Source organism: Desulfuromonas thiophila (assembly GCF_900101955.1).
GTDB lineage: Bacteria > Desulfobacterota > Desulfuromonadia > Desulfuromonadales > Desulfuromonadaceae > Pseudodesulfuromonas > Pseudodesulfuromonas thiophila.
Genome location: NZ_FNAQ01000001.1, coordinates 227,070 through 250,303 on the forward strand (window position 1 = coordinate 227,070; position 23,234 = coordinate 250,303).

The 23,234-nt window shown below is 61.1% G+C and carries 20 protein-coding genes; 7 read left to right on the forward strand and 13 right to left on the reverse strand.

Annotated features, from left to right (window positions below; genetic code table 11):
- The first annotated feature begins 48 nt into the window (after positions 1 to 48).
- The 5 genes from nuoL to BLR80_RS01020 are packed head-to-tail and all read left to right on the forward strand — an operon-like array spanning position 49 to position 7,269.
- On the forward strand, positions 49 to 2,028 hold the full coding sequence (gene nuoL, locus BLR80_RS01000) for an NADH-quinone oxidoreductase subunit L (RefSeq protein WP_092075355.1): 1,980 nt from the start codon (positions 49 to 51) through the stop codon (positions 2,026 to 2,028).
- Positions 2,029 to 2,071: 43 nt separating this feature from the next.
- Positions 2,072 to 3,637 carry an NADH-quinone oxidoreductase subunit M gene (locus BLR80_RS01005; protein WP_092075356.1) on the forward strand — a complete coding sequence of 522 codons (1,566 nt, stop codon included), beginning with the start codon at positions 2,072 to 2,074 and terminating at the stop codon, positions 3,635 to 3,637.
- Between the two features lie 55 nt (positions 3,638 to 3,692).
- On the forward strand, positions 3,693 to 5,153 hold the full coding sequence (locus tag BLR80_RS01010) for an NADH-quinone oxidoreductase subunit N (RefSeq protein WP_092075357.1): 1,461 nt from the start codon (positions 3,693 to 3,695) through the stop codon (positions 5,151 to 5,153).
- Positions 5,154 to 5,206: 53 nt separating this feature from the next.
- A complete protein-coding gene (locus BLR80_RS01015) occupies positions 5,207 to 6,559 on the forward strand; it encodes a UbiD family decarboxylase (protein ID WP_092075358.1) in 1,353 nt (450 codons plus the stop codon).
- On the forward strand, positions 6,556 to 7,269 hold the full coding sequence (locus BLR80_RS01020; protein ID WP_092075359.1) for a 16S rRNA (uracil(1498)-N(3))-methyltransferase: 714 nt from the start codon (positions 6,556 to 6,558) through the stop codon (positions 7,267 to 7,269). Before BLR80_RS01015 ends, BLR80_RS01020 begins: the two co-directional genes overlap by 4 nt.
- Here BLR80_RS01020 and BLR80_RS01025 read toward each other — a convergent pair.
- From BLR80_RS01025 to BLR80_RS01075, 12 genes are all read right to left on the reverse strand, one after another.
- Entirely contained in the window at positions 7,256 to 8,494 is a 1,239-nt protein-coding gene (locus BLR80_RS01025; protein ID WP_143012056.1) for a tRNA nucleotidyltransferase/poly(A) polymerase-related protein, read from the reverse strand. The genes BLR80_RS01020 and BLR80_RS01025 overlap by 14 nt on opposite strands.
- A complete protein-coding gene (locus BLR80_RS01030) occupies positions 8,479 to 9,039 on the reverse strand; it encodes a thermonuclease family protein (protein WP_092075362.1) in 561 nt (186 codons plus the stop codon). Before BLR80_RS01030 ends, BLR80_RS01025 begins: the two co-directional genes overlap by 16 nt.
- Complete coding sequence (gene cysK, locus BLR80_RS01035; protein WP_092075364.1) at positions 9,039 to 9,959, reverse strand: cysteine synthase A; 921 nt, start codon at positions 9,957 to 9,959, stop codon at positions 9,039 to 9,041. Before cysK ends, BLR80_RS01030 begins: the two co-directional genes overlap by 1 nt.
- A complete protein-coding gene (locus BLR80_RS01040; RefSeq protein WP_092075366.1) occupies positions 9,956 to 10,399 on the reverse strand; it encodes a YkgJ family cysteine cluster protein in 444 nt (147 codons plus the stop codon). Before BLR80_RS01040 ends, cysK begins: the two co-directional genes overlap by 4 nt.
- On the reverse strand, positions 10,400 to 11,587 hold the full coding sequence (gene trpB, locus BLR80_RS01045; protein WP_092075368.1) for a tryptophan synthase subunit beta: 1,188 nt from the start codon (positions 11,585 to 11,587) through the stop codon (positions 10,400 to 10,402).
- Between the two features lie 3 nt (positions 11,588 to 11,590).
- Positions 11,591 to 12,505 carry a hypothetical protein gene (locus BLR80_RS01050; RefSeq protein WP_092075370.1) on the reverse strand — a complete coding sequence of 305 codons (915 nt, stop codon included), beginning with the start codon at positions 12,503 to 12,505 and terminating at the stop codon, positions 11,591 to 11,593.
- A gap of 66 nt (positions 12,506 to 12,571) precedes the next feature.
- Positions 12,572 to 12,733, reverse strand: a complete 162-nt coding sequence (locus tag BLR80_RS12850) for a hypothetical protein (protein WP_171906268.1) — start codon at positions 12,731 to 12,733, stop codon at positions 12,572 to 12,574.
- Positions 12,734 to 12,749: 16 nt separating this feature from the next.
- On the reverse strand, positions 12,750 to 14,015 hold the full coding sequence (gene lysA, locus BLR80_RS01055; protein ID WP_092075372.1) for a diaminopimelate decarboxylase: 1,266 nt from the start codon (positions 14,013 to 14,015) through the stop codon (positions 12,750 to 12,752).
- A 250-nt stretch (positions 14,016 to 14,265) separates the two neighbouring features.
- A complete protein-coding gene (locus tag BLR80_RS01060) occupies positions 14,266 to 15,636 on the reverse strand; it encodes an FAD-dependent oxidoreductase (protein WP_092075375.1) in 1,371 nt (456 codons plus the stop codon).
- The gene (locus tag BLR80_RS01065; protein WP_092075377.1) at positions 15,623 to 16,096 is read right to left on the reverse strand and encodes a Fur family transcriptional regulator; all 474 of its coding nucleotides are present in this window, start codon (positions 16,094 to 16,096) and stop codon (positions 15,623 to 15,625) included. Before BLR80_RS01065 ends, BLR80_RS01060 begins: the two co-directional genes overlap by 14 nt.
- A gap of 75 nt (positions 16,097 to 16,171) precedes the next feature.
- Positions 16,172 to 16,924: a YkgJ family cysteine cluster protein gene (locus BLR80_RS01070; protein WP_092075379.1), complete on the reverse strand. Its 753-nt coding sequence runs from the start codon at positions 16,922 to 16,924 to the stop codon at positions 16,172 to 16,174.
- Between the two features lie 2 nt (positions 16,925 to 16,926).
- Positions 16,927 to 17,331 carry an HD domain-containing protein gene (locus BLR80_RS01075; protein ID WP_092075381.1) on the reverse strand — a complete coding sequence of 135 codons (405 nt, stop codon included), beginning with the start codon at positions 17,329 to 17,331 and terminating at the stop codon, positions 16,927 to 16,929.
- A 378-nt stretch (positions 17,332 to 17,709) separates the two neighbouring features.
- Between BLR80_RS01075 and BLR80_RS01080 the strand changes: the two genes are divergently transcribed.
- A complete protein-coding gene (locus tag BLR80_RS01080) occupies positions 17,710 to 19,452 on the forward strand; it encodes a methyl-accepting chemotaxis protein (RefSeq protein ID WP_092075383.1) in 1,743 nt (580 codons plus the stop codon).
- Between the two features lie 21 nt (positions 19,453 to 19,473).
- Positions 19,474 to 21,588: a putative bifunctional diguanylate cyclase/phosphodiesterase gene (locus BLR80_RS01085; RefSeq protein WP_092075384.1), complete on the forward strand. Its 2,115-nt coding sequence runs from the start codon at positions 19,474 to 19,476 to the stop codon at positions 21,586 to 21,588.
- Between the two features lie 114 nt (positions 21,589 to 21,702).
- Here BLR80_RS01085 and BLR80_RS01090 read toward each other — a convergent pair whose 3' ends face one another.
- On the reverse strand, positions 21,703 to 23,223 hold the full coding sequence (locus BLR80_RS01090) for a multiheme c-type cytochrome (RefSeq protein WP_092075386.1): 1,521 nt from the start codon (positions 23,221 to 23,223) through the stop codon (positions 21,703 to 21,705).
- Between the last annotated feature and the right edge of the window lie 11 nt (positions 23,224 to 23,234).

Consider the following 23,234-nt stretch of genomic DNA (forward strand, 5'->3'; position numbering starts at 1 on the left):
TTTGTCGGGGTTGCGCCGGGTATCCAGACTCGCCTAGAGGAGAGATAGATGTACGATAAATTATGGCTCATCCCGCTGTTTCCCTTTCTGGGATTTCTGATCAACGGGCTGCTTGGCAGAAAAATCAAGAATGAAAAAGTCATTGGTGCCATTGGTACCCTTGCCATCTTTGCTTCCTTCCTGCTGTCGTGCCGTTATTTCCTGCAATTACTGGCCGATGAGGTCAAGGTGCACGAGGTTGTTGTCGCCAGTTGGATGTCGGTGGGCAGCCTGCAGGTGGACTGGGGTTTCCTGTTCGATCCCCTGTCGGCCCTGATGATGCTCAATGTCACCGGCTTGGCGACGCTGATTCACCTGTATTCCATTGGTTACATGCATGGTGAGGATGGCTATCCGCGTTATTTTTCCTACCTGAACCTGTTCACCTTCGCCATGTTGATGCTGGTGATGGGCAACAACGCCCTGGTGCTGTTTGTTGGCTGGGAGGGCGTCGGTCTGTGTTCATACCTGCTGATCGGTTATTATTACGAGAAGAAAAGCGCCAGCGATGCCGGGAAAAAGGCCTTTGTCGTTAACCGGATCGGCGATTTCGGTTTTCTGCTGGGTCTGTTTCTGCTGTTCTGGTCTCTTGGCTCCAAGGGGGTTTGGACTATTCGGTTCACGGAAATCGCCGCCAATGCTCATCTGTTGGAACAGGGTGGTCTGGTTGTGACGCTGGTGACCCTGTGTTTCTTTCTTGGTGCCACCGGCAAGTCCGCCCAGATTCCGCTGTATACTTGGTTGCCAGACGCCATGGAAGGTCCGACGCCGGTTTCGGCCCTGATTCATGCCGCCACCATGGTGACCGCTGGGGTCTATATGATTGGCCGGATGAATGGCCTTTATGCCCTGGCACCTGAAACCATGCTGGTCGTCGCCATTGTTGGTGGCGCTACGGCCCTGTTTGCCGCCACCATCGGCCTGGCCCAGAATGATATCAAACGGGTTCTGGCGTACTCCACGGTATCGCAGCTTGGCTATATGTTTTTGGCCATGGGGGTCGGCGCCTTCACTGCCGGCATTTTCCATCTGCTGACCCACGCTTTCTTCAAGGCCTGTCTGTTCTTGGGCTCCGGCTCAGTGATCCACGCTATGCACCATGCCTATCACCATGCTCACTTGCATGATGATCCGCAGGATATGCGCAACATGGGTGGTTTGCGCAAGAAAATGCCGATCACCTTTGTGACCTTTCTGTTGTCGACTTTGGCCATTGCCGGCATCCCGTTCTTTTCCGGCTTTTTCTCCAAGGATGAGATTCTCTGGTGGGCTTTTGCGTCAACCCGTGGCCACTGGGGTCTGTGGCTGATGGGGGCCATCGCCGCCGGGATGACCGCCTTCTATATGTTCCGCCTGGTTTTTATGACCTTCTTTGGCGAGCAGAAGACGGACGCCCGTGCCAAGGATCATATCCCTGAGTCGCCGCTGGTGATCACTCTGCCGCTGATGATTCTGGCCCTGCTGGCCACCTTCGGCGGTCTGATCGGGATTCCTCATGTGTTGGGCAATTTGCTGGGTCATCTGCCCAACAAGATTGAGGCCTTTCTCTCGCCGGTGTTTGGTCATACCCAGCATCTGCACCATCTGCATGCCCATGGCAGTGCCAGCGCGGAGTTCGGTCTGATGGGCCTGTCTGTTGGTATCGCCCTGTGTGGCATCCTGCTGGCCTGGTTTCTTTACTGCCGCCGGCCGGAACTGCCGGGCCGCATTGCCGGGGCTTTTGCCGGGCTGCATCGGGCAATCTATAATAAATGGTATGTTGACGAATTGTATGACCTGCTGTTTGTCAATCCGACAAAGAATCTGGGTACGCGGCTGTGGACCTTCTTCGATGTCCGCATCGTCGATGGCCTCGTCAACGGCGTTGCCTGGCTGGTGCGTGGTGCGGGGCGAGTGTTGCGCCATACCCAGACTGGCTACACCCACAGCTATGCCATGGCCATGGTGATGGGTCTGGTGGCCATCATTGCCGTCTGCGTGTTCCACTGATTACAGCTGACAGCAGGATTTTCCATACAAGGAGCGATTCCAAATGTCTGAACATCTTTTAAGTCTGATGACATTTTTCCCGCTGCTGGGCATGTTGGTTGTGCTGATGCTGCCCAAAGGCCAGGACGGTCTGCTCAAGACCGTGACCCTGGTGGTAACGTTGATCACCTTCGTGATCAGCCTGCCGCTGGCGCTGGATCCGGTGTTCAAGACCTCCGCCGCCATGCACTACACCGAGTTTGTGCGCTGGATCAGTGTCGGGGACTATTTCCGGATGAACTACAGCATCGGTGTCGATGGTATCAGCCTGTGGCTGGTTATTCTTACCACCTTCATCATGCCCATCGCGGTGTTGTCGACTTGGCAGGCAATCAAAAAGAATGTCAAGGGCTACATGGCACTGCTGCTCCTGCTCGAAACAGCTATGCTTGGAGCCTTTATCTCGCTCGATCTGTTCCTGTTTTACATCTTCTGGGAGCTGATGCTGATACCGATGTATTTCCTGATCGGTATCTGGGGCGGGGCCAACCGCATCTACGCCGCGGTCAAGTTCTTCATCTATACAGCTGTTGGTTCTTTGCTGATGCTGGTGGCGATTATCTTCCTGTACTACCACGCCATCGGAACCGGTGTGTGCGTGGATGGTTTCAGCATTGCTGATTTTTATCGTCTTGGCATTGATCCGGCGCTGCAGAAATGGCTGTTCCTGGCCTTTGCCTTCAGTTTCGCCATCAAGGTGCCCATGTTTCCGGTACATACCTGGTTGCCGGATGCTCACACCGAAGCTCCGACGGCTGGTTCGGTGATTCTGGCCGCCGTGATGCTGAAAATGGGGACCTACGGTTATCTGCGTTTTGCCATGCCGCTGTTCCCGGATGCCCTGCAGCAGTTTCTGCCAATGTTGGCATTGCTGAGCGTGATCGGCATTATCTATGGTGCCCTGGTGGCGATGATGCAGAAGGATGTCAAGAAGCTGGTGGCTTATTCTTCCGTGTCACACCTGGGTTTTGTCATGCTTGGCCTGTTCGCTCTCAATACCATCGGAATTAATGGTGCCATACTGCAGATGATCAACCATGGCATCTCGACCGGGGCCCTGTTCCTTATCGTCGGATTCATCTATGAGCGCCGTCATACCCGTTTGATCAGTGATTTTGGCGGGCTGTCGAAACAGATGCCTGTTTTTGCCACGATCTTCATGATCGTCACGCTGTCCTCTATCGGCCTGCCAGCCACGAACGGTTTCGTGGGAGAGTTTCTGATTTTGATGGGTGCCTTTGAGAGCGATCTGCGCTGGTTTGCGGTCTTCGCCACATCAGGTGTCATTCTGGCCGCTGTTTATATGCTGTGGATGTTCCAGCGGGTGATGTATGGCAAACTTGATAAGCCGGAAAACCAGGTACTGAAGGATCTGTCCGTGCGTGAACTCTGTGTCATCCTGCCGCTGGTGGTCTGCGTGTTCTGGATTGGTGTGGCGCCCAACACCTTCCTTGAAAAGATGACGCCGGCAGTCAATCAGCTGATCGAGCAGGTGACCGGAGAAGCGGTGGCGGCTGTTCCAGAGGTCGTCTTGCCATCTGCCGCGCCGGAGCAGGCCCAGCAGCATTGATGGCGGCTGAGTCAAGGATCACGAACCTGTTCAACCGCTTCTAAAGGAGCAATTCATGGAAAATCTGGTGCAAACGGCAATGCAGAATGTCAATTTTGCTGCCATTATGCCTTCACTGGTGCTGGCTTGCAGTGCAATGGCATTGCTGCTGCTCAACGCCTTCATGAAACGGGGAGCGACCGCGCTGCCTTGCTGGCTGAGTTTGCTGGCACTGGCCGCGACAGCCTGGATCAGTATCAAGGGCTGGAATGCGGCCCAATTCGGTTTTGCTGGCCATGCTGCGCTGGATAACTACGCCATCTTCTTCAATCTGGTGTTTGTCCTGGCCGCCGCCATGACCATTTTGATGTCGGATTCCTACCTCCATCGGGAGGGTTATCCGGTGGGTGAGTATTACCCCTTGGTTCTGTTCAGCACCGTAGGCGCGATGCTGATGGCCTCGGGTACCGACCTGATGACCATTTTCCTTGGCCTTGAGGTTCTGTCGGTGTCGCTTTATGTGCTGGCCGGGTTTTTCCGCGGCCAGTTGCGCTCCAACGAGGCGGGCCTGAAATACTTTTTGTTGGGGGCTTTTTCGACGGGTTTTCTGCTGTATGGCATGGCGCTGATCTATGGCGTTACTGGCACGACCAACGTGGCTGATATTGGCGTGTTTTTCTCTCATCATCGCACCGAATTGTCCAATCCGCTGGCTGTTGGTGGCATGTTGCTGATGGCGACCGGCTTTCTGTTCAAGATAGCCATTGCGCCGTTTCACATGTGGACGCCAGACGTTTATGAGGGCTCACCGACTCCCATTACCGCCTTTATGAGCGCCGGCCCCAAGGCTGCTGCATTTGCTGCCTTCATGCGCGTTTTTCTGGTGGGACTCGGTACCATGCAGGATTCCTGGGTTGGCATGCTGTGGGTGTTGGCGGTACTGACCATGGTGATGGGGAACTTCGTGGCCATCAGTCAGACCAACCTCAAGCGCATGCTGGCTTATTCGTCTGTGGCCCATGCCGGATATGCTCTGGTGGGTTTGGTGGCTGCCAATGAGATCGGCGTTTCGGCGGTGCTGTTCTACATGCTGGCCTATGCCTTTATGAATATTGGCGCCTTTGCCGTGCTGGTGCTGGCTGGCAAGCAGGGCGAGGAGAATCTGACCCTGCAGGGATTTGCCGGTTTTGGCTACAAACGGCCGGTGCTGGCGGTATTGCTGACCATTTGCCTGTTCTCGTTGATGGGCATTCCGCCGTCGGCAGGATTCACCGGTAAATTCTACATCTTTGCCGGTGCGCTGAATGCCGGATATGTCTGGCTGGCGATTCTGGGTGTGCTCAACTCGGCGGTTTCCTTGTATTACTACCTGCGGGTCATGGTATACATGTACTTCCGTGAGCCCGAGGAGGACTTCTCCTGGGTACAACTCAAGCCCGGGGCAACACTCTGTCTCGTGCTGTCGGTGATCGGGGTGCTTTTTCTCGGCATAGTGCCCAGTGGCGTCATGGCCCTGGCCCGTCAGGCCCTGTTTTAACCGCGCACAGCAGCCTGTTACACCAAACCCCGGCTAATCACCGGGGTTTTTTTATGTTTTCGGATCTACGTCAAACCCTCCAGACTCTGTGTGCAGTGGACGAGCCCCTGGTGCGCCAGACCCGGCCGGTTAGCGGTTATTTGCAGGTTGCGGCGCAGGTACGTCAGCTGCATTTGCAAGCCCGCGCAGCGGGTCGCCGGGTTCCGTTGCTGCTGTTTGAACAGGTGGATGACAGCCCGGCTGAGATCCTTTTTAATTTACTGGCCGACGAAGAACGGCTAATGCGTCTGTGTCGCAGGCCATCTGGCCAGCTGCTGGCGGACAATCTCCGCGCCAGCGGCCAAAGCTGGCAGGCCTTCTCGCGTGACCTGGCAACGCGGCCACTGGAAACGGCCAGCGGCTGTTCGGCTGCATTGGCTGGCTACAGCAGCGCGACCAGCCTTGCAGTTCTGCCGCAGTTGCACTACTGGCCACAGGATAGCGGTCCCTATTTGTCTCTGGCGTGCCTTTACTGCCCGCTGGCGCCCCATGATGACCAGCTCAACGGTGGCGTTTACCGGTTGCGCCAGCTTGATGATCAACATCTGAGTCTGCATCTTAATCCCGGCAGTCAGACCGCCCGCTGTCTTGAGCGTTATAACCGTGCTGGTCAGCCCATGCCTGTTACCATCTGTTGGGGGACCGCCCCGGCCCAGTTGCTGGCAGCGGTTTTTCCGCTGGCCGAAGGTGGTGGTACGCTCGCTCTGGCACAGTGGCTGACGGGGGCAGCGCCGCGCCTGCTTAAACTGCCCGGTGGTATGCGTGTGCCGGCCGATTCTGAAGTGATTATCAGTGGCTGGGTTGACGGCCGCCGACACATCGATGAAGGCCGGTTCGCCAATCACAGCGGCTTCTATGTGGCTGGCGGCTCCTGTCCGCTGATTACCATTGATCAGGTTTGGCTGCGTCCACGCCCCTTGCTGCCGGCAACATTGGTCGGGCCGCCACCAACGGAAAATCAGCATCTGGGACGTTTTCTCTGGCGCCATCTCGGCGTTTTGCTGGCCAATGAGCTGCCCTTTGTTTGTCAGCTGGATTGCCCGGCTGAACTGGCATTTCATGCAGCCGTGGTGGTACAGGTGAGAGCGCCAGGAAAGCCGCGCCAATGGCATGAGATGAAGCAGCAACTGTTGCAGCATCCTCTGTTGCAGCGTGCCCGCATTCTGGTGCTGGTGGGGGAGGAAACCGCCTGCGAACGACCAACGGAGGTGCTCTGGCGCCTGGCGCAGCAGCTGCCGACGGCGGTGCAATCGCAGGCTGGTCGTCTGTTGTGCGATGCGGTGGCCTGGCGCTATCAGGGTCGATGTCTGGTCTGTGACAGTGAACTACTTTGCCATGAGACGGGCATGGCCGGGGCGGGGCGATGAATCTGCTGTTGTTGCAGGAGGAGGATTTGTGCGGCGCTGACCGGGCCTGTATCGGCGGCCGTCGGTTGCAGCATCTGCGTCAGGTGCTCGGCAGCCAGACCGGAGATTGCCTGCGGGTCGGTCTGTTGAATGGCCCGTTGGGTGAGGGCCTGATTGAGCAGCTGGATGCCCGGCAGGCCGTTTTATCCCTGCGTTGGTCTGGTCAGCCGCCGGACGAGCTGCCAGTTCGGTTGGTACTGGCCCTGCCTCGGCCCAAGGTGCTGGGGCGGGTGTTGCAGAGTGTGGCCGCTCTGGGGGTCAAACAGCTGGTCCTGGTCAATAGCTGGCGGGTGGATAAAAGTTACTGGAGCAGCCCGCTGCTGCAGCCCGCTGCCCTGCGCCAGCAGTTACTGCTGGGGCTGGAGCAGGGAGTGGATACCCGTCTGCCGCAGATTCTGCTGCGGTCACGCTTTAAGCCCTTTGTCGAGGATGAGCTGCACGACTGGTGTGGCGCGGGGACAAGGCTGGTGGCTCATCCGGCGGCCGCAGCGCCCTGTCCGGCAGCGCAGAACGGCTTTCTGACCCTGGCCATCGGGCCAGAAGGTGGTTTTATTCCCTACGAGATCGAAGCCCTGCAGGCGCAGGGTTTCACGGCGGTACATCTGGGCCGGCGGATTCTGCGGGTAGAAACCGCTGTCGCCTTTTTGTTGGGTCGCCTCAGCCCCGGGTAAACCAGTGAAGCCGCTGCTGCGCGATCCAGCTGGCGCGAGCGGCAGGAGCCTGCTGAGCCAGCTGGTCTGGGCTGATGCCCAGTTCAAGCAGTGACAGCTGGGCGCACTGCAGGGCACGGGGCCAGTCGGCCGGCAGCGCGCTATCGGGCTTGTCGGCCAGGGCAATGGCGGGCAGCAGCGCGGTGACATCGGCCTTGAGGGCCTGGTGAGCCAGCTGCAGGCGTGCGTCAGCAGTCAACTGTGGCCAGCGGTTAAAGGCGCTGTGCAGCTGGCTGATGGCGGCCAGGGCCTGGCCCCAGCGGCGTGGCAGGCGTAGCTGTCGAACCAGGTGATGAGCCAGTGACACGCCGGCCTGGTGGTGACCTGTGTGGCGGGGCAAGTCGGTGGCTGGTGTGGCCAGCTTGCCGAGGTCGTGGAAAAAAGCGCAGAAGCGCCACAGGGGGTCGCTATGGGTGCCGGCACAACGGCGCAAGACCAGCACCGCATGGCGAAGCAGGCTGCCTTCGGGATGGTTCTCGGGTGGCCCGGCCGGAATCCGGTCGAAGCGCCACAGCTGCGGCAGCCAGTGACGGCCAAGATTGAACTGGAGCATCAGCAGAAAAAAACGTTCAGGATGTGGTGTGGCCAGGGCCTTGACCAGCTCACGGCTGAAGCGCTCGACGGCGATGGGCTGCAGCGCTTGCTGCCAGTCGTGCAGACGCGCGGCGCGACCACAGTCGCGATGCAGTTGCCAGCCGGCAGCGGCAAAGCGCAGGGCGCGGAACAGGCGCAGGGGGTCAGCGCTAAAGCTGTTGGCGCTGCAGGGGCGCAACAGCCGGCAGGCCAGATCCTGCCGGCCGGTCAGCGGGTCGATGAGCTGGCCCGTCAGATCCAGGGCCAGGGCATTGATGGTGAAATCGCGCCGGGCCAGATCCGCTGTCACGCTTGCCTGATCCAGTTGCGGCAGGGGACTGATTTCGATGGCGCCGAACGGCGGCAGATAACGGAACCAGATGGGAGCCGTGGTTTTGCCCTGTACCAGGGAGAATCCCAGCTGGCGCAGTCGCTCACCGGGCAGGTCGGTCAACAGATCGGTATCGGCGGCGGATCGCCCCAGCAGCAGATCACGCACACTGCCACCAACCAGCAGCAGGTGTGGCTGATCGGCAGCACTGAACAGTTGTCGCAGGGCCCGCAGTGGTGGACTGTCGGCCAGAGCGGTAGCCGGATTCATGGCTTTTGCCACAGGCCGCGCCTGTGGCGGCGAGCCTGTTCCTCCAGCTGCAGGAACTCGGTCTTGCGGGCGAAGGCGAAGCGGCGGTAGACCCGCGCCCGACCCTCGCGCAGTAGCTGGGCGTTGAGCAATGTGCCATTGTCCAGCCAGACATAGGCCAGCAAACGGCCATAGCGGTCATAGGACGGGTTTTCCACTTCCAGCCGCACCTGGCGTCCCTTGACCTGACGAATCAGCTGGCGGCGATTGTCCTCCGCCACCTGCCGCAGCCTGGCCGGCGATCCGCTGCCCAGTTGCAGGAAGGCCCGGTCGCGCCCTTTGCCGTTGTGCTCCGGCGCATCAATGCCTACCAGTCGTACCTTGCCGATGCCGGCCACCTTGAGACTGTCACCATCATAAATCCAGCTTACCCGCCCGATCAGCGGATCATTGGCCAATGCCTGGGTGCGAAGCGGCAGCAGCCCGGCCAGCAGCAGGCCGATCAGGATCAGCAGCGCGATCGGCCGGCGCGGAAGGCGCTTGGCGCGGTCTTTTCGGTAGGCAAGAACGCAGCGCATCAGCCGTCGTAGATGCCGGTGGAAAGGTAGCGTTCGGCGTTGTCACACAGAATGGTAACGACCTGGGCCCGGGTCGGCAACGCTGCGGCAACGCGGGCCGCTGCCCAGACATTGGCGCCGGCGGAAATGCCGCAGGGGATACCACTGCGGGTCAACGCGACACAGGTGGCGATGGCGTCAGCGTCGGTGACGGGGACAATCCGGTCGATCAGTTGAGTATCCAGCAGCGGTGGCACGAAGCCGGCACCGATGCCCTGAATGCGATGAGGTGCCGCCGGCTGGCCCGACAGAACAGCGCTGGCTGCCGGCTCCACCGCGACCAGCTGCACGGCAGGCAGGCGCGAGCGCAGGTGACGGCCGACGCCCGTGAGGGTGCCGCCGGTGCCGACACCGGCGACAAAGGCGTCGATGGCGCCGTCGAGGGCGGCGTACAGTTCCGGTCCCGTGGTGGTTTCGTGGCTGGCCGGGTTGGCGATATTGTTGAATTGATCGAGCATCAGATGGCCCGGCTGCCGAACCAGCTGCCGGGCCAGGTGGATGGCGCCAGTCATACCCTCGGCCGCCGCCGTCAGGCGCAGCTGGGCACCATAGGCCTGCAGCAGGCGCCGCCGTTCCAGACTCATGCTTTCGGGCATGGTCAGAATCAGAGGGTAGCCGCGCGCAGCGCACACCAGCGCCAGACCGATGCCGGTATTGCCGCTGGTCGGTTCCACCAGGGTCATGCCGGGTTGCAACTGACCACCCCGTTCAGCTGCTGTGATCATGGCCAGGGCGATGCGATCCTTGACGCTGCCACCGGGATTGGCGCTTTCCAGCTTGCCCCACAGGCTGGCACCACCGGCAACCTCGAAACGGGCAAGACGGATCAGCGGGGTGCGGCCGATATGGTGCAGCAGATCTGGCAGACAGGCGGGATTCATGAGCGCTCCTTGGCTGGCTGGGGGGATGGCCGGCTGAGACTGCGGGCCAGATGGGCGGTAAACGGTCGCGCCAGCTGTAACTGGTAACCGCAGGAGGCCGGCAGGCGGGCACCAGTCTGGGGCAGTCGGCGGTCCGGAAACTGGCGGCAGATGTCCGGCCGGTTGGCATAATCGCCGCAGCGGCCATTGGGCTGCAGACAGCGACAGCAAAACAGCAGGCAGCCGCTGCCGTCGCGACCGCTGATCACAAAACGATCATATTCCGGCTGACGCCGCACCAGCGTGCGGAACTGGCGCCGGGAGCGTAACCAGCTACGCCCCTGCTGAATCTGGATCTGCTGGCAGCACTGGCCACACTGACGGCAGCCGCCGGTCAGCACGACACGGCGGCCGGCGCAGCGCCACCACAGCCACAGCCACAGACGCGCCAGCGGATTCATCTACAGCTGCAGGTGTTTGGCGACGAAGTCGATGTCCTTGTCACCGCGCCCGCTGAGATTGACCAGAATGCGCTGACCCGGCCGCTGGGGCGCCACCAGCAGGGCGTAGGCCAGGGCATGGGCACTCTCCAGCGCCGGAATGATCCCCTCGCAGCGTGCCAGCTGCTGAAAGGCGGCCAGACAGGCGTCATCGGTGATGCTTTCGTAGCGTACCCGGCCCAGATCCTTCAGGTAGGAGTGCTGCGGCCCGACACCGGGATAGTCCAGTCCCGAGGCAATGGAATAAACCGGCAGGGGCTCGCCCTGGGCGTCCTGCAGCAGATAACAGCGCATGCCGTGCAGCACGCCGGGGGTGCCACGGCTGAGGGTCGCGGCATGATCGGGCGTGTCAAGGCCGCGCCCGGCTGGCTCGACACCGACCATTTCGACCTCACTGTCTTCCAGAAAGGCGCTGAACAGACCGATGGCATTGCTGCCGCCACCGACACAGGCCACCAGCAGGTCGGGCAGGGCGCCGGTTTGCTGCTGGAATTGCTCGCGCGCCTCCTCGCCGACAATTCGCTGAAAATCGCGCACCATCTGTGGGAAGGGATGGGGCCCCACCACCGAGCCGATGGCGTAGAAGAAGTTTTGCGGATCACGCAGATATTCCTCGAAGGCACTGTCGACGGCATCCTTGAGGGTGCGGGTGCCGCGGCTGACCGGGATGACGCGGGCGCCCATCAGCTTCATGCGAGTGACGTTGGGTGCCTGCTTGGCCACGTCGATTTCGCCCATATGGATTTCACAGGGGATGCCGACCAGGGCACAGGCCGCCGCCAGCGCGACGCCGTGCTGACCGGCGCCAGTTTCGGCCAGCACCTTGGTTTTTGCCATGCTGCGGGCCAGCAGCGCCTCGCCCAGACAGTGGTTGATCTTGTGGGCGCCGGTATGGTTGAGATCCTCGCGCTTGAGGTAGATTTCGGCGCCGCCAGCCTGCTGACTGAGGCGGCGACAGAAATAGACCGGACTGGGCCGGCCGACGTAATGGCGTTGCAGGTCGCGCAGTTCCTCGATAAAGGCCGGTTCGGTGCGGATGCGCTGGTAGGCCTGGTCGATTGCGTCCATGATGGCCTTGAGCTGGGGCGGGATTTCCTGGCCGCCATAGGGGCCGAAGAAACCACGGGTATCTGGCAGGTTACGGAACATGGATCACTCCTTGAGGGCGGCCACCGGCGAACTGGCCGGCCGGCGGCGCTGTTCGCGTTGTTGCTGGTAGCGCGAGGGCTGATAGCTGTTGTAGGCCAGCCGGATGGCCAGCACCAGCAGGGCGCTGCCGACGCCGAGCAGGGCCGAATAGGGCGGCGGCGTGATCAGGGCGACGCGGATCAGCAGCGTGGCCACGGCGAAGCCGCTGTTGCGAAAGGCCACCCGGTAGCTGGAACCGTAGCGCATTGACAGCAGCATGATGAGAATATCGCAAAAAATCAGCAGGGTGTAGAGGGTTTCGAAGGTCTGGTTGGGAGCGCCGTGGAACAGGCTGTGCCACCAGTTCCAGGCAAAGATAGCGGCAAAGGCGACCATCATCAGCAAGGCAATGAGCTTTTTGGCGACGACGAAGGCGGCCGTGTCGCGCTCGTCGCTGTTGATCAGCACCTCCGGCACATTGCGGTAGTAGTAGCTCAGAATCACAAAGATCAGCAGCGCGCCCAGCGCCAGACTGGCGATGTTCAGCACCAGGCCGGAAATCTCGTCCCACATCACCGGCTCGTGCAGGGTCGAGACCTCCTTGAAAATGTTGCGCAGCATCACCAGCGAGAGGATCTCCACCTGCTTGCCGACGGAGATCGACACCGAATAGACCAGACTCAGCAGCAGACTGATCACCTCGAACACCAGCAGCACGGTGAAGACCAACTCGATGGCGGCCAGATGGTTGGTCGGCGTCAGCCGGATAATGGCGCTGGGCAGCAGCCCCCAACGCGCAAGCTCGATACCGGTCAGGCCGCCGAGAAACAGCAGGATCAGCAGGCTGCCGATACGACGCTGGCCGCCGGCCGCCTCGAAGCTGTGTTCAACCCGGTCGAACAGCCGGCTGATCTGGGTGCAAAGTGGATGCAGAACCATGAGATTTCCAGACAAACGGCCGGTTCCCAGGGGAACCGGCCGACAGTGAGGCCAAAAGCGGCGAATCTAGTGGCGCAGGACGCACAGCACCTGCTTGGGTTCCTTTTCCGGCGGCTGTTGCCGCTGTTGCGCGACAAACAGGCGCCAGGCTTCTTCCGGGCTGGTCGCCTCGACGAGTTCTTCGCCAATGGTATCGGCCTGCTGATAATGCACTTCAAACAGGGGCATCGCGGTTCTCCTGCGCTTATGCCTGGGGCCTGAAACCATCCGGCGTGAAGGTCTGGGTGGCGAAATAGTCCGCTACCGTTTCCGCCCGGCGGATCAGCTCCACACTGCCATCGCAGCGCAGCAGCAGCTCCTGTGGCCGCAGGCGGCCGTTGTACTGGAAGCCCATGGCGTGGCCGTGGGCACCGGAATCATGAATGACGAGCAGATCGCCCTCGTCAATCTTCGGCAGCGCCCGCTGCACGGCGAATTTGTCGTTGTTTTCACACAGCGAGCCGACCACGTCGTAAACCTGGTCACGTGGCGCCTCTTCCTTGCCGAGTACGTCGATATGGTGGTAGGCATCATAGAGCGCCGGCCGCATCAGCGACGACATGCAGGCATCGACCCCGACATAGTCGCGGTAGGTGTGTTTGAAGTTGATGGCCTGGGTCACCAGGCAGCCGTGGGGGCCGGTCATGAAACGGCCACTTTCCATGTACATGCGCGGCACAAAACCCTGCTCGGCCTTGAAGGCATCAAACTGGGCCGTAATTTCCTGTGCCATGGCGTTCATGTTGAGCGGTTGCTGCTCCGGTCGGTAGGGAATGCCGAAGCCACCGCCGATATTGACGAATTCGAGCTCGATGGCCAGTTCCTGCTTCAGCAGCTGCGCCAGGCTCAGCACCATGCGCGCTGTTTCCACCATGTAGGTGTAGTCGAGCTCGTTGGAGGCGACCATGGTGTGCAGGCCGAAGCGTTTGGCGCCGCGTTGTTGCGCCTTGCGGTAGGCCTCGACCACCTGCTCGTGGGTGATGCCGTATTTGGCTTCCACCGGATTGCCGATGATGATGTTGCCGGTGCGACGCGGTCCGGGGTTGTAGCGGAAGCAGATCAGTTTGGGGAAGTTGGGTACCTTGTCGATAAGTGAGATGTCGTCGAGATTGAGGATGCAGCCGCCATCGGCTTCGGCAAAGGCGAATTCCTCCTGGCTGGTATTGTTGGAGGTGAACATGATGTCCTCGGTGGTGGCGCCGAGTTCACGGCTCATGATCAGTTCGGGAATCGAACTGCAATCGAAGCCGAAGCCCATCTCTTTCATCAATTGCAGGATACGCTTGTTGGGCAGTGCCTTGACGGCGAAGTATTCGCGAAAACCCGCGATGCCGGCGAAGACCCGTTTCAGTTCTTCCCCGGTCTGGCGGATGCCCTGCTCGTCGTAGATGTGAAACGGCGTGCCGTAATGCGCGGCAATGGCAGGCAGGTGGGGGAACAGGCGGCGTTTAAAGTCGGCAGACATGGGCATAAGGACGATTCTCCTTTGGCAGGGCGGGGTTGAAGCCGGTAGCGGGTTTTCCGGGCCGGCCGGCGGCCGGCGCAATCCAAGCGCACATTGTAGAAAAAAGCCCCGCCCGGCTGCAACCGCTTATTTGCGGCGCTCAGCGGGCAGGGCGGTTCTGTAGAAAGACCCCGTCAGGCAAGGGGCAGGACGGGGACGGATCAGCGCGGCACCGGGAGAGGGGCTGGCCGCTCTGAGCCTGGAAGCGTCTGGCGGTTCAATCGGCCAGCTGGGTGGCGGCGAATTCCGCCGCCAGCATGATGTGGTAGCTCAGCGGCGAGGCGGTCAGTAGCGGATGGGTGGCGTATTGCATGGTGGCCAGATCCTCTGCCGTCAGGCGCGCTTGAATGGCTACGGCGATGACGTTGGCCATATCGGCGGTGGCCTCTCCGCCGCACACATGCCCGCCAATAATCACGCCGCTGTCACGCCGGAACAGCAACTTGACGCGGGTGTCGGGGATGCAGCCGGGCAGGCCGCCGGGATGACGGTTGGGTGCCACGGCTTCGCCGATGACCACATCAAGGCCTTCGGCAGCGGCGGCGCGACTGGTATAGCCGGCCGCGCCGATGCTGCGTTCACCGATCTTGGTGGCGAAGGCGCCGACAGCGCCCTTGCTGCGCCGGATGCCGCGGCCGTAGAGGTTGCTGGCGGCGATCATGCCCTCGGTGGCCGCCACCGAGGCCAGCCGGATGCAAGACGGTTCGTCCCGGAAGAAGGACGCTTTGCTGGCACAATCGCCGGCAGCATAGATATCCGGGTCGGCCGTCGCCATCTGATCGTTGACCGCCACGCCCAGCCGCACGTCGGCCTTAAGTCCCATTTGCTCGGCCAGTTCGATATTGGGCAGGGCGCCGATGCCGAGAATGACTAGATCAGCTGGCAATTCACGCCCGTCGGCCAAAGCGACAGTCCGTACCCGGCCCTGCCCATCATCGCCCAGCTGCTGAACCTGGCTGCTGGTATGCACCGCCACGCCGAGTTTGCGCAGCTCGTTTTCGGCTTCGGTACCGAATTCCTGCTCGCAGGCCAGCATCAGACAGGTGGGCAGCATCTCCACCAGTGCGATGCTGGTTTCAGCTGCCATTTCCTGCTGCAGGGTAGCGATCTGTTCGGCCATTTCCGCACCGATGAAACCCCCGCCGATGATCACCACATTGCGTGCCTGCTGCAGCGCGGTGAAGATCTTTTGCAGAAAGAAGGGATTCTTCGCCACGGTGAAGACGTTATCCAGCTCTACTCCCGGCAGAGGTGGCACCAACGGCTTGGAGCCGGTCGCCAGAATCAGTTTGTCGTACTGCAGGGTTTCGTGCTGGGCCAGGTGGACACTCTTGTCGGCGCGCTGCACCGTTTCAACCTGATCGGCGATGATCTCGATGCCCATGGCCAGCAGCTTGTCGTCGGGAATGATATTTTTCTCAACGGCTTTTAAGGTGCCGTAGATGTAGGGAATGCCGCAGGGAACCGGGGTTTTGCTGACGTTGCGGATCATGGTGACGCGTTTTTCCGGGTGACGTCGCTTGACCGTGGTGGCGGCCATGATGCCGGCTGCGGAACCACCGATGACGATCACATCACGCTTGTGCATGGCTGGGTTCTCCTTCCAGGGCGGTGGCCTGCAGTTGCTGACAGGCCGGACAGAGGGCGAAGATGTTGAGGCAGTGCGACGAGGCGACAAAGCCGTGCTGGCCGGCGATCTGGTGGCACAACCGGCAGACATCGTCCTTGTTGAAGCGCACCACCTTGCCGCATTCGACACAGACCAGATTATCGCTGGGGCAGCCTTCCGGGCAGGCGCCGTAGAGCGCCTCGGCGCCGTCAGGTGACAGCGGTGTTTTCTTGATCAGACCGTATTCCAGCAGCAGTTGCAGGGTGCGGTAGATGGTGGCCTTGGAGATTTTTTTACCCTGGTCCTTAAGGCGAAACAGCAGGGTGTCGACATCGAAGTGCTCGTCCATGGCCAGAATCTCGGCGTAGATGTCGCGCCGCTGAGCCGTAGCCTTGAGGCAGTGTTCCTCCAGAAGCTGTTCGAAAAGCTGTTGCGACATGGCGCCTCCACAGATGGACTGTCAATGAGACTGAGTCTCAATCGCTGGAAAATCTAGGCCGCCCGGTTTTGCCTGTCAAGGAGAAAAATGCTGGCGGGGCAGAGAATCGGCATCGGCTGAGTTGCTGTTGGCCGCCAGCAGCAGGGGCCAGCGGCGCTGCAATCGCCCGAGCCAGCCGGTCGCGTGTTGCTGCAGGGCGGCGCGCAGGCGGGGTCGGCCGGCCAGACAGACCAGCAGTGGCAGGTTGCCGAGCAGACGGTGACCCGTCCATTGCTGCTGATGCTGCAGCAGCTGCTGTTCGAGGCTGGCGGCGAACTGGCGCGGAGCGGCGGCGTAATGGGTGGGGAAGTCGACCAGACGACGGTCAAGGCTGGCCAGGAAGGTCTGTTTTTCGGCGCTGGAGAGACGGCTGAAATCCAGGGTGCAATAGTGCGGCTCGCGGGTGGCGTAGAGGGCGCGGCAGGCCAGCGGTCGCCGGGAATAATGGGCGCAGCGGCCGTCGGCGGCCAGAAAAGGACAGCTGCCGAGTTGCTGCCGCACCTGGGCCAGCAGCTGTTTATAGTCGCGCTGCTGGCGCGTCAGCGCCAGCAGGCGGCGGACGTAGCCGCGCAGTTGTCGCTGTTCGGTTTCGGTCAGGGCCTCGGCCAGCAGCAGGGCTTCGGCCCAGCTGGCCTGTACCTGCAGGCTGCAACAGCCGGCGCAGCCGGGATGGCAATACAGGCGGCTGCCCTGAGAGGCACATTCATTCCGCCACTGGCCGATAATGGCGTCGAGCAGCTGGTGGGCCGAGCGCGCCCGCGTTGTCAACGGAGGGTTCGGTGCCGGCATGGTCAGGCTGACCGCCGGTTGACCACGCGGTCGGCCTGTTTGAGAATCTCCAGCTCAACCGCGGCGATGCGCGAGGGCGAATGATGATTGCCGATGATGGCCGCCACCAGCGGAATCTTGCAGCTGGTGAATCCGCAATGCTGCAGGATGCGGCTGGCCACCGGTGGCCCCAGCTCCTCCTGGGTCTGGCCGTTATTGTAACCCAGGCGCTCCTCCGATGGCTTGATGCCGACATCGTGCAGCAAGGCACTGGCCAGCAGCACCTCGGCGTCGGCGCCGGGATGCTCGGTCAGCAGCTTTTCCGCTTCCTGCAAGACCTCGATGGCATGGCCGATGCGGCGATAATCCTGTTCAAAGAAATCGGCCAGTGCCTTGACCAGCTGGCCTTTACGTTCCTGGTAGGTCATGGGGGTATCCTTTCATGTCTGCCTTTGTCTGCGGGGAGACGGGAGATGCCTGGTCATTGCCGCAGTATAGCGCTGCTGGCAGCTGGCGGCAAACCGTCGCTGGCGGCTGTCCAGGCTGTGAGGAGAACAGTTTTTTTTGTTTTTTCTCTTCCTCTTGTGCTATAGAAGGAAGCGTTCGACTTAAACACTGTTTTAATTTGACCGGATATGGGTTGTCATGAAGAGATATGGTCGTCTCTCTCCGATATATACATGAAAACATATAAACAGATTTGATTGTGCTGCGGGCGTGGCAAAAGCGGGATAAGGTATAGGAAGACGGCGGGAAAACGGTGGCTGGCGATCCGGCTGGCCGGTGTGGGGGTCAAGGAGGCGGACATGCGATTTAAGGATCTGAAAATTGCAAACAAGGTTTATTTTCTCTTTGCACTGGCGGTTCCCGTCATGTGTGTGGTGTTCGGCGGGCTCTACTGGAAAACCAGCGAAAATCTGCTGCGCGAGCGCAGCGATAAAATCCGTTCACAGGTGGAAACCGCCAGCAGCATGGTGGAGCACTTTGTCGCCCGGGCCGCCAGTGGTGAGTTGACCGATGCGCAGGCTCGCCAGCAGGCCATTGCGGCGGTCAAGGCGTTGCGTTACGGCAGCAACGATTATTTCTGGATCAACGATGCCGGGCCACGCATGATCATGCATCCGTTCAAGCCCGATCTCGATGGCAAGGATCTCAGCGGCTTCGCTGATCCGGATGGTGTCAAGCTGTTTGTCGAAATGGTCAACGTCACCCGCAGTGGCAGCGGTGATTTTGTCCATTACCGCTGGGCCAAGCCGGGCCATGACCAGCCGGTGGAGAAGGTTTCCTACGTCAAGCGCGTTGCCGCCTGGGACTGGATCATCGGCAGCGGCCTGTATATTGATGACGTTCGCAAGGAAACCCATACCATGCTGTATGGTGCCATTGGCATCGTCGGGTTCACCATTCTGATCTCAACCTTGATTGTGATCTGGTTTGCCCGTGGATTGTCCGGCCCCATTGCCCAGGTGGTGGAGATGTTGCAGGAGTTGGCCAAGGGCCATACCAGTTGCCGCCTTAATCTGGATCGCAAGGACGAGATCGGCGTGATGGCGCGGTCGCTGGATGCCTTTGCCGACAGTCTGGAACACGAGGTGGTCGATGCCCTGCAGAAGCTGGCGCAGGGCGATCTGACCTTCGATATTCATCCCAGTGACGAGGCCGACCAGATTCGCGGCGCCCTGCACACCATGGAGCAGGATCTCAACAAGATGATGTGCGAGATTCAGCTGGCCGGTGAACAGATCTCCGCTGGCGCCACCCAGGTGTCCGATGCCAGCCAGTCCCTGTCGCAGGGGGCAACGGAATCGGCCAGTTCGCTGCAGCAGATTGCCGCCTCCATGAGTGAGCTGGCCAATCGTACGGATCACAACGCCGATAACGCCCGGCAGGCGGCCAGCCTGTCCGGTGAAGCCAGCGAGGCGGCCAACCGTGGCAACGGCTCGATGGAGCAGATGGTCAGGGCCATGGCGGAAATCAATGCCGCCGGCCAGAATATCTCCAAGATCATCAAGGTCATCGACGAGATCGCCTTCCAGACCAACCTGCTGGCTCTTAATGCCGCTGTCGAGGCCGCTCGCGCCGGCCAGCACGGTAAGGGTTTCGCCGTGGTGGCTGAAGAGGTGCGCAATCTGGCGGCACGCAGCGCGAAGGCGGCCCGGGAAACGGCCGAGCTCATCGAGGGCTCGGTGCAGAAGGCCGAGAACGGTGCCCAGATCGCCGAACAGACGGCCGAAGCCCTGGGTGAAATTGTTAACCGTGTTACCAAGGTTTCCGATCTGATAGCCGAGATCTCCGCCGCCAGCAGTGAACAGGCCCACGGGATCGCCCAGATCAATGTCGGCATCGGTCAGATCGACGATGTTACGCAGCAGAATACTGCCAATGCCGAGCAGGGCGCGGCCTCGGCTGAGCAGCTGGCCTCCCAGGCCGCTCAGCTGCTGGCGCTGTTGCATCGTTTCAAGCTTAAGCAGGATTGCCACAAACGGCGCGGCCAGTCACCGGCTGCCGGTGCGCGTCGGCCGCAGGCGCCGGCCCGGATCGGCTGGTAGGCTGGCGCCGGGCGGTCTGGCATGGAGCACGGACGCCTTGCGCGCCGGTTGTGGCGGCGCCTGCAACATCGACCGCCGACCCGGCAGGATGCTGCCGGGCTGCGCAATATCCTCAATTCCATCGGCAACGGCGTAATCGCCACGGATTTGCAGCAGCGGGTCATCGGGCTGAATCCTGGCGCCGAGCAGCTGACCGGTTTTTCTCCCCAAGAGGCCATCGGCGCGGTGCTGCGGCAGATTTTCCCCCTGCGTCACGCTCTGAGTGGCCAGCGGTTGGAACTGCCGCTGGCACAGGTGGTGCGGGACGGTGCAGCCCTGGCATTGGAGGAACACTGTCAGTTGCAGGATCGCCAGGGTCGGTTGCGGGCCGTGGCGGGCACGCTGGCGCCGCTGCGCGATGCCGATGGTGTCCCCTGCGGGCTGGTACTGAGTTTTCATGACATCAGTGACGATTACCGCCTGCGCCAGCAGCTGCGCCAGAGTGAGCAGCGTTTCAAGGAGGTGGTCAACAGCCTCAACGACAACCTGATTCTGCTTGATCCCGAGCTCCGGGTGCAGTTGATGAACGCTGCAGCTCTGAACAGCTATGCCGTTGATCCCGAGCACTACCGGGGCCGCAAGTGCCATGAGCTGTTCTGGGACTGCCCCGATATCTGCGCCAACTGCCCGTCGCTGCGGGTGTTGCAAACGGGCCAGCCTGAGGGTGCCTTGCGCCAGTTGCCCGATGGCCGGGTGCTCGACCGAACCATCTACCCGGTGCGCGATGCCCTCGGGCGTATCTGTGGCACCGCCGTGGTGGCTTCCGACATTACCAAGCGTCACCGTGCCGAACAGGCCTTGGAGCACCAGGCTTATCACGATCAACTGACCGGCTTGCCCAACCGCCGTCTTTATCTCGACCGCCTTGAACAGGCGCTGATGCGGGCCCGTCGCCACCGCCAGATGCTGGCGGTGGTCATGCTGGATCTCAATCGTTTCAAGGATATTAACGACAGCCTTGGCCATGGCGCCGGCGATGCCCTGCTGGTGCTGGTGGCGGACCGGTTACGGCGTCAGCTGCGGGCCGAGGATACGGTGGCGCGCCTGGGCGGTGACGAATTTCTGGTGCTGCTGGAGGATTTTGCCTGTCTCGACGATCTGCTGGCTGTGCTCGACAAGGTGCGGCTGACCTTTGCTGCGCCCTTTGTTGTCGAGGGTCATGCCTTGCATCTGAGTGCCAGCATCGGGGTGGCGACTTGGCCGGAAGCCGGCGACAGTTGCGAGGAATTGATCAAGAATGCCGATCTGGCCATGTATCGCAGCAAGCGCGACGGCGGCCAGCAGCATTGCTTTTACAATGAGGAAATGGCCCGCCTGGCCCTGAGCCGCATTCGCTTGGAGGCCGACCTGCGCCGTGGGCTCAATCAGGACGAACTGACCGTTTATTTTCAGCCCAAGGTCGATCTGGTCACTGGCGCGCTGGTGTCTCTCGAAGCCCTGGCGCGCTGGTGCCATCCGCGCAAGGGGATGATCGCGCCGGCAGAATTCATTCCCGTGGCCGAGGCCTGCCATCTGATTGCCGAACTGGGTGAGCAGGTGTTGCGCAAGGCCTGTCACCAGGTGCAGCGTTGGCGCCTTGAAGGAATTTACTGCGGTCGGGTGGCGGTCAACGTGGCTGCCGCCCAGCTGCGTCATAACCGGTTGTGCGCCAGCGTCGCCGCAGCTCTGCAGGAAAGTGGCCTGCCACCAGGCTGCCTGTGTCTGGAAATTACCGAAACCTCCCTGATGCAGATCGACCATCAGGTGCTGCAAGAGTTGCAGACCCTGCGCGGTTGGGGTGTGACCCTGGCCATTGACGATTTCGGTACCGGTTATTCCTCCCTGGCCTATCTCAAGCGGCTGCCCATCACCACCCTGAAGCTGGACAAAAGCTTTGTCGATGATCTGCCAAGCGATGATAACAGCGTTGCCATTACCCGCGCGGTGATTGGCATGGCCCGGGCGCTGGGACTGCGGGTCGTGGCTGAAGGCGTGGAGAACGCGGCCCAGCGTGATTTTCTGCTCGAAGCCGGTGCCACCCAGGCACAGGGCTACCTGTGGGCGCGGCCGGCGCCGCGGCCGGATTTTGCCGCCTTCGCCATTCACTGTCGCTGCTGAGAGACCGGTTGCGCTGAAACAGCAACGCCCCTGCCGCAAGACAGGGGCGTTGTTTGATTTTAATGGGATTACGCCGGGCTGTGGGTCTGCTGGTCGCAGCCCGGCGCGCTGGGGTTATTTCTTCTGCTCAGCCTGCGGCTGGCTGGCGCGCAGGAACTTCAGGTAATCGGCCATTTCCTGCAGGTTCTTGGCCTGAGTCCAGCGACCGTCGGCGAAAACGCCGTAATCGACACCGCCCATGGCGGTTGCAAAGCGCACCGAGTTGCCAAAGAACAGCCACTGCTCAATCCACTTCATCTCGATGGCCTCGTCAAAAGGATTGGCCCCCTGCGGCAGCCCCTGGGCCAGGCCTTCCTGCCAGGCGCTGCTGAGGATCTTGGTGGCCTGCAGGGTCATGCTGTTGCTGGTTTCGATGGACCGGTCGAGACGGTCGAAGTGGCCATCGATCCACTGTTGGCTGTGGCAGCCGGCGCAGACCCGCTCCATGCGCCGCTGGCGTTCGGCCATTTCCTCGTTGCTGATCAGGAAGGCGCTGACCGGTTCGCCGGTCAGTTCCGTCGGCAGGTTCAGGCCACCCTTGTTGACGATGGCGGTGGTGTCGGCCTTGATCGGATGCGGGTGGGCATAGGGCAGACCGAAGATCCGCCAGGGCAGCCGGTCATTCATGCGGTGCGAACGTTTGGCCAGGGTTTCACCGTTTTCATCGACCAGTTCGCTGGCGTGGCAGGCGGCACAGGTCGGGGCGGTGAAGTCTTTGCCGACGGTCCAGGGCACGGCGCTGTAATTCCAGGATTTGTCCATCGACTTCTGAATGTTGCCGTGCACACTGACCTCGTACACCTTGTAGGCCGGCACATCCGGCCCTTTGTGACATTCGGCACAGGTGTAGGGTTTACGCGCCATTTCAATAGAGAACTGGTGGCGGGTATGGCACGAGGAGCAGGCGCCGGTGCTGCCATCGGGGTTGAGCCGGCCGACACCGGCGTTGGGCCAGTTGCTCAGAACCGGGAAGGTCATTTCCCCCATGGCGGTGTCGCGTGTTACCGTGCCGGTGACCTTCACATCGGTCCCATGACAGGCCAGGCAGGAGTCGGCGTTGCTGGTATCATCGGCCGGCAGATGATGAAAACCGCTGTCGGTGAACTCGGCCAACCCGTTGGTATTGTTAACCATCATGGCGTACACCGGGTTGTTCATGAGGTTGGCGTAGGCTTGCGCCATCAGGTTGTCAGCAAAGTCGGTTGTTTCGGTGGGATGACAGGTGGCACAGTCGGGCGGCGATACCACGCTGTGGATGGTAAAACCGTTATGCTCGAAGCTGTCCTGCGGATGGGCGGCACTGTTCATGCCGTGGCACTCGGCACAGCCGATTACAATATCAGCGAGTTCCGGCGCCACCTTGGCGACCGAGATGCGTCGTTGCTGGGCTGGTTTGGCCAGGCCCTCGGCCGGCGTCACCTGGGCATGACGGCTTTTTTGCCAGTCGGCTACGATGCCCGGCGTGATCAGGCTGTGGCAGTTGATACATTCCTGGGTGGCGTCACTGATACGCCCCTGGGATTGGGCGCTGGCACTGGCAGCCAACGCCAGTGTGCTCCACAGCAGAACGGCCAGAACAGCAGATCCTCGTTTCATGGTTGTACCCT

Bases quoted from the DNA above. Each gene is read 5' to 3' on its own strand.
- nuoL (WP_092075355.1), top strand. From the start codon at position 49: ATGTACGATAAATTATGGCTCATCCCGCTGTTTCCCTTTCTGGGATTT.
- BLR80_RS01005 (WP_092075356.1), top strand. From the start codon at position 2,072: ATGTCTGAACATCTTTTAAGTCTGATGACATTTTTCCCGCTGCTGGGC.
- BLR80_RS01010 (WP_092075357.1), top strand. From the start codon at position 3,693: ATGGAAAATCTGGTGCAAACGGCAATGCAGAATGTCAATTTTGCTGCC.
- BLR80_RS01015 (WP_092075358.1), top strand. From the start codon at position 5,207: ATGTTTTCGGATCTACGTCAAACCCTCCAGACTCTGTGTGCAGTGGAC.
- BLR80_RS01020 (WP_092075359.1), top strand. From the start codon at position 6,556: ATGAATCTGCTGTTGTTGCAGGAGGAGGATTTGTGCGGCGCTGACCGG.
- BLR80_RS01030 (WP_092075362.1), bottom strand. From the start codon at position 9,039: ATGCGCTGCGTTCTTGCCTACCGAAAAGACCGCGCCAAGCGCCTTCCG.
- cysK (WP_092075364.1), bottom strand. From the start codon at position 9,959: ATGAATCCCGCCTGTCTGCCAGATCTGCTGCACCATATCGGCCGCACC.
- BLR80_RS01040 (WP_092075366.1), bottom strand. From the start codon at position 10,399: ATGAATCCGCTGGCGCGTCTGTGGCTGTGGCTGTGGTGGCGCTGCGCC.
- trpB (WP_092075368.1), bottom strand. From the start codon at position 11,587: ATGTTCCGTAACCTGCCAGATACCCGTGGTTTCTTCGGCCCCTATGGC.
- BLR80_RS01050 (WP_092075370.1), bottom strand. From the start codon at position 12,505: ATGGTTCTGCATCCACTTTGCACCCAGATCAGCCGGCTGTTCGACCGG.
- BLR80_RS12850 (WP_171906268.1), bottom strand. From the start codon at position 12,733: ATGCCCCTGTTTGAAGTGCATTATCAGCAGGCCGATACCATTGGCGAA.
- lysA (WP_092075372.1), bottom strand. From the start codon at position 14,015: ATGCCCATGTCTGCCGACTTTAAACGCCGCCTGTTCCCCCACCTGCCT.
- BLR80_RS01060 (WP_092075375.1), bottom strand. From the start codon at position 15,636: ATGCACAAGCGTGATGTGATCGTCATCGGTGGTTCCGCAGCCGGCATC.
- BLR80_RS01065 (WP_092075377.1), bottom strand. From the start codon at position 16,096: ATGTCGCAACAGCTTTTCGAACAGCTTCTGGAGGAACACTGCCTCAAG.
- BLR80_RS01070 (WP_092075379.1), bottom strand. From the start codon at position 16,924: ATGCCGGCACCGAACCCTCCGTTGACAACGCGGGCGCGCTCGGCCCAC.
- BLR80_RS01075 (WP_092075381.1), bottom strand. From the start codon at position 17,331: ATGACCTACCAGGAACGTAAAGGCCAGCTGGTCAAGGCACTGGCCGAT.
- BLR80_RS01080 (WP_092075383.1), top strand. From the start codon at position 17,710: ATGCGATTTAAGGATCTGAAAATTGCAAACAAGGTTTATTTTCTCTTT.
- BLR80_RS01085 (WP_092075384.1), top strand. From the start codon at position 19,474: ATGGAGCACGGACGCCTTGCGCGCCGGTTGTGGCGGCGCCTGCAACAT.
- BLR80_RS01090 (WP_092075386.1), bottom strand. From the start codon at position 23,223: ATGAAACGAGGATCTGCTGTTCTGGCCGTTCTGCTGTGGAGCACACTG.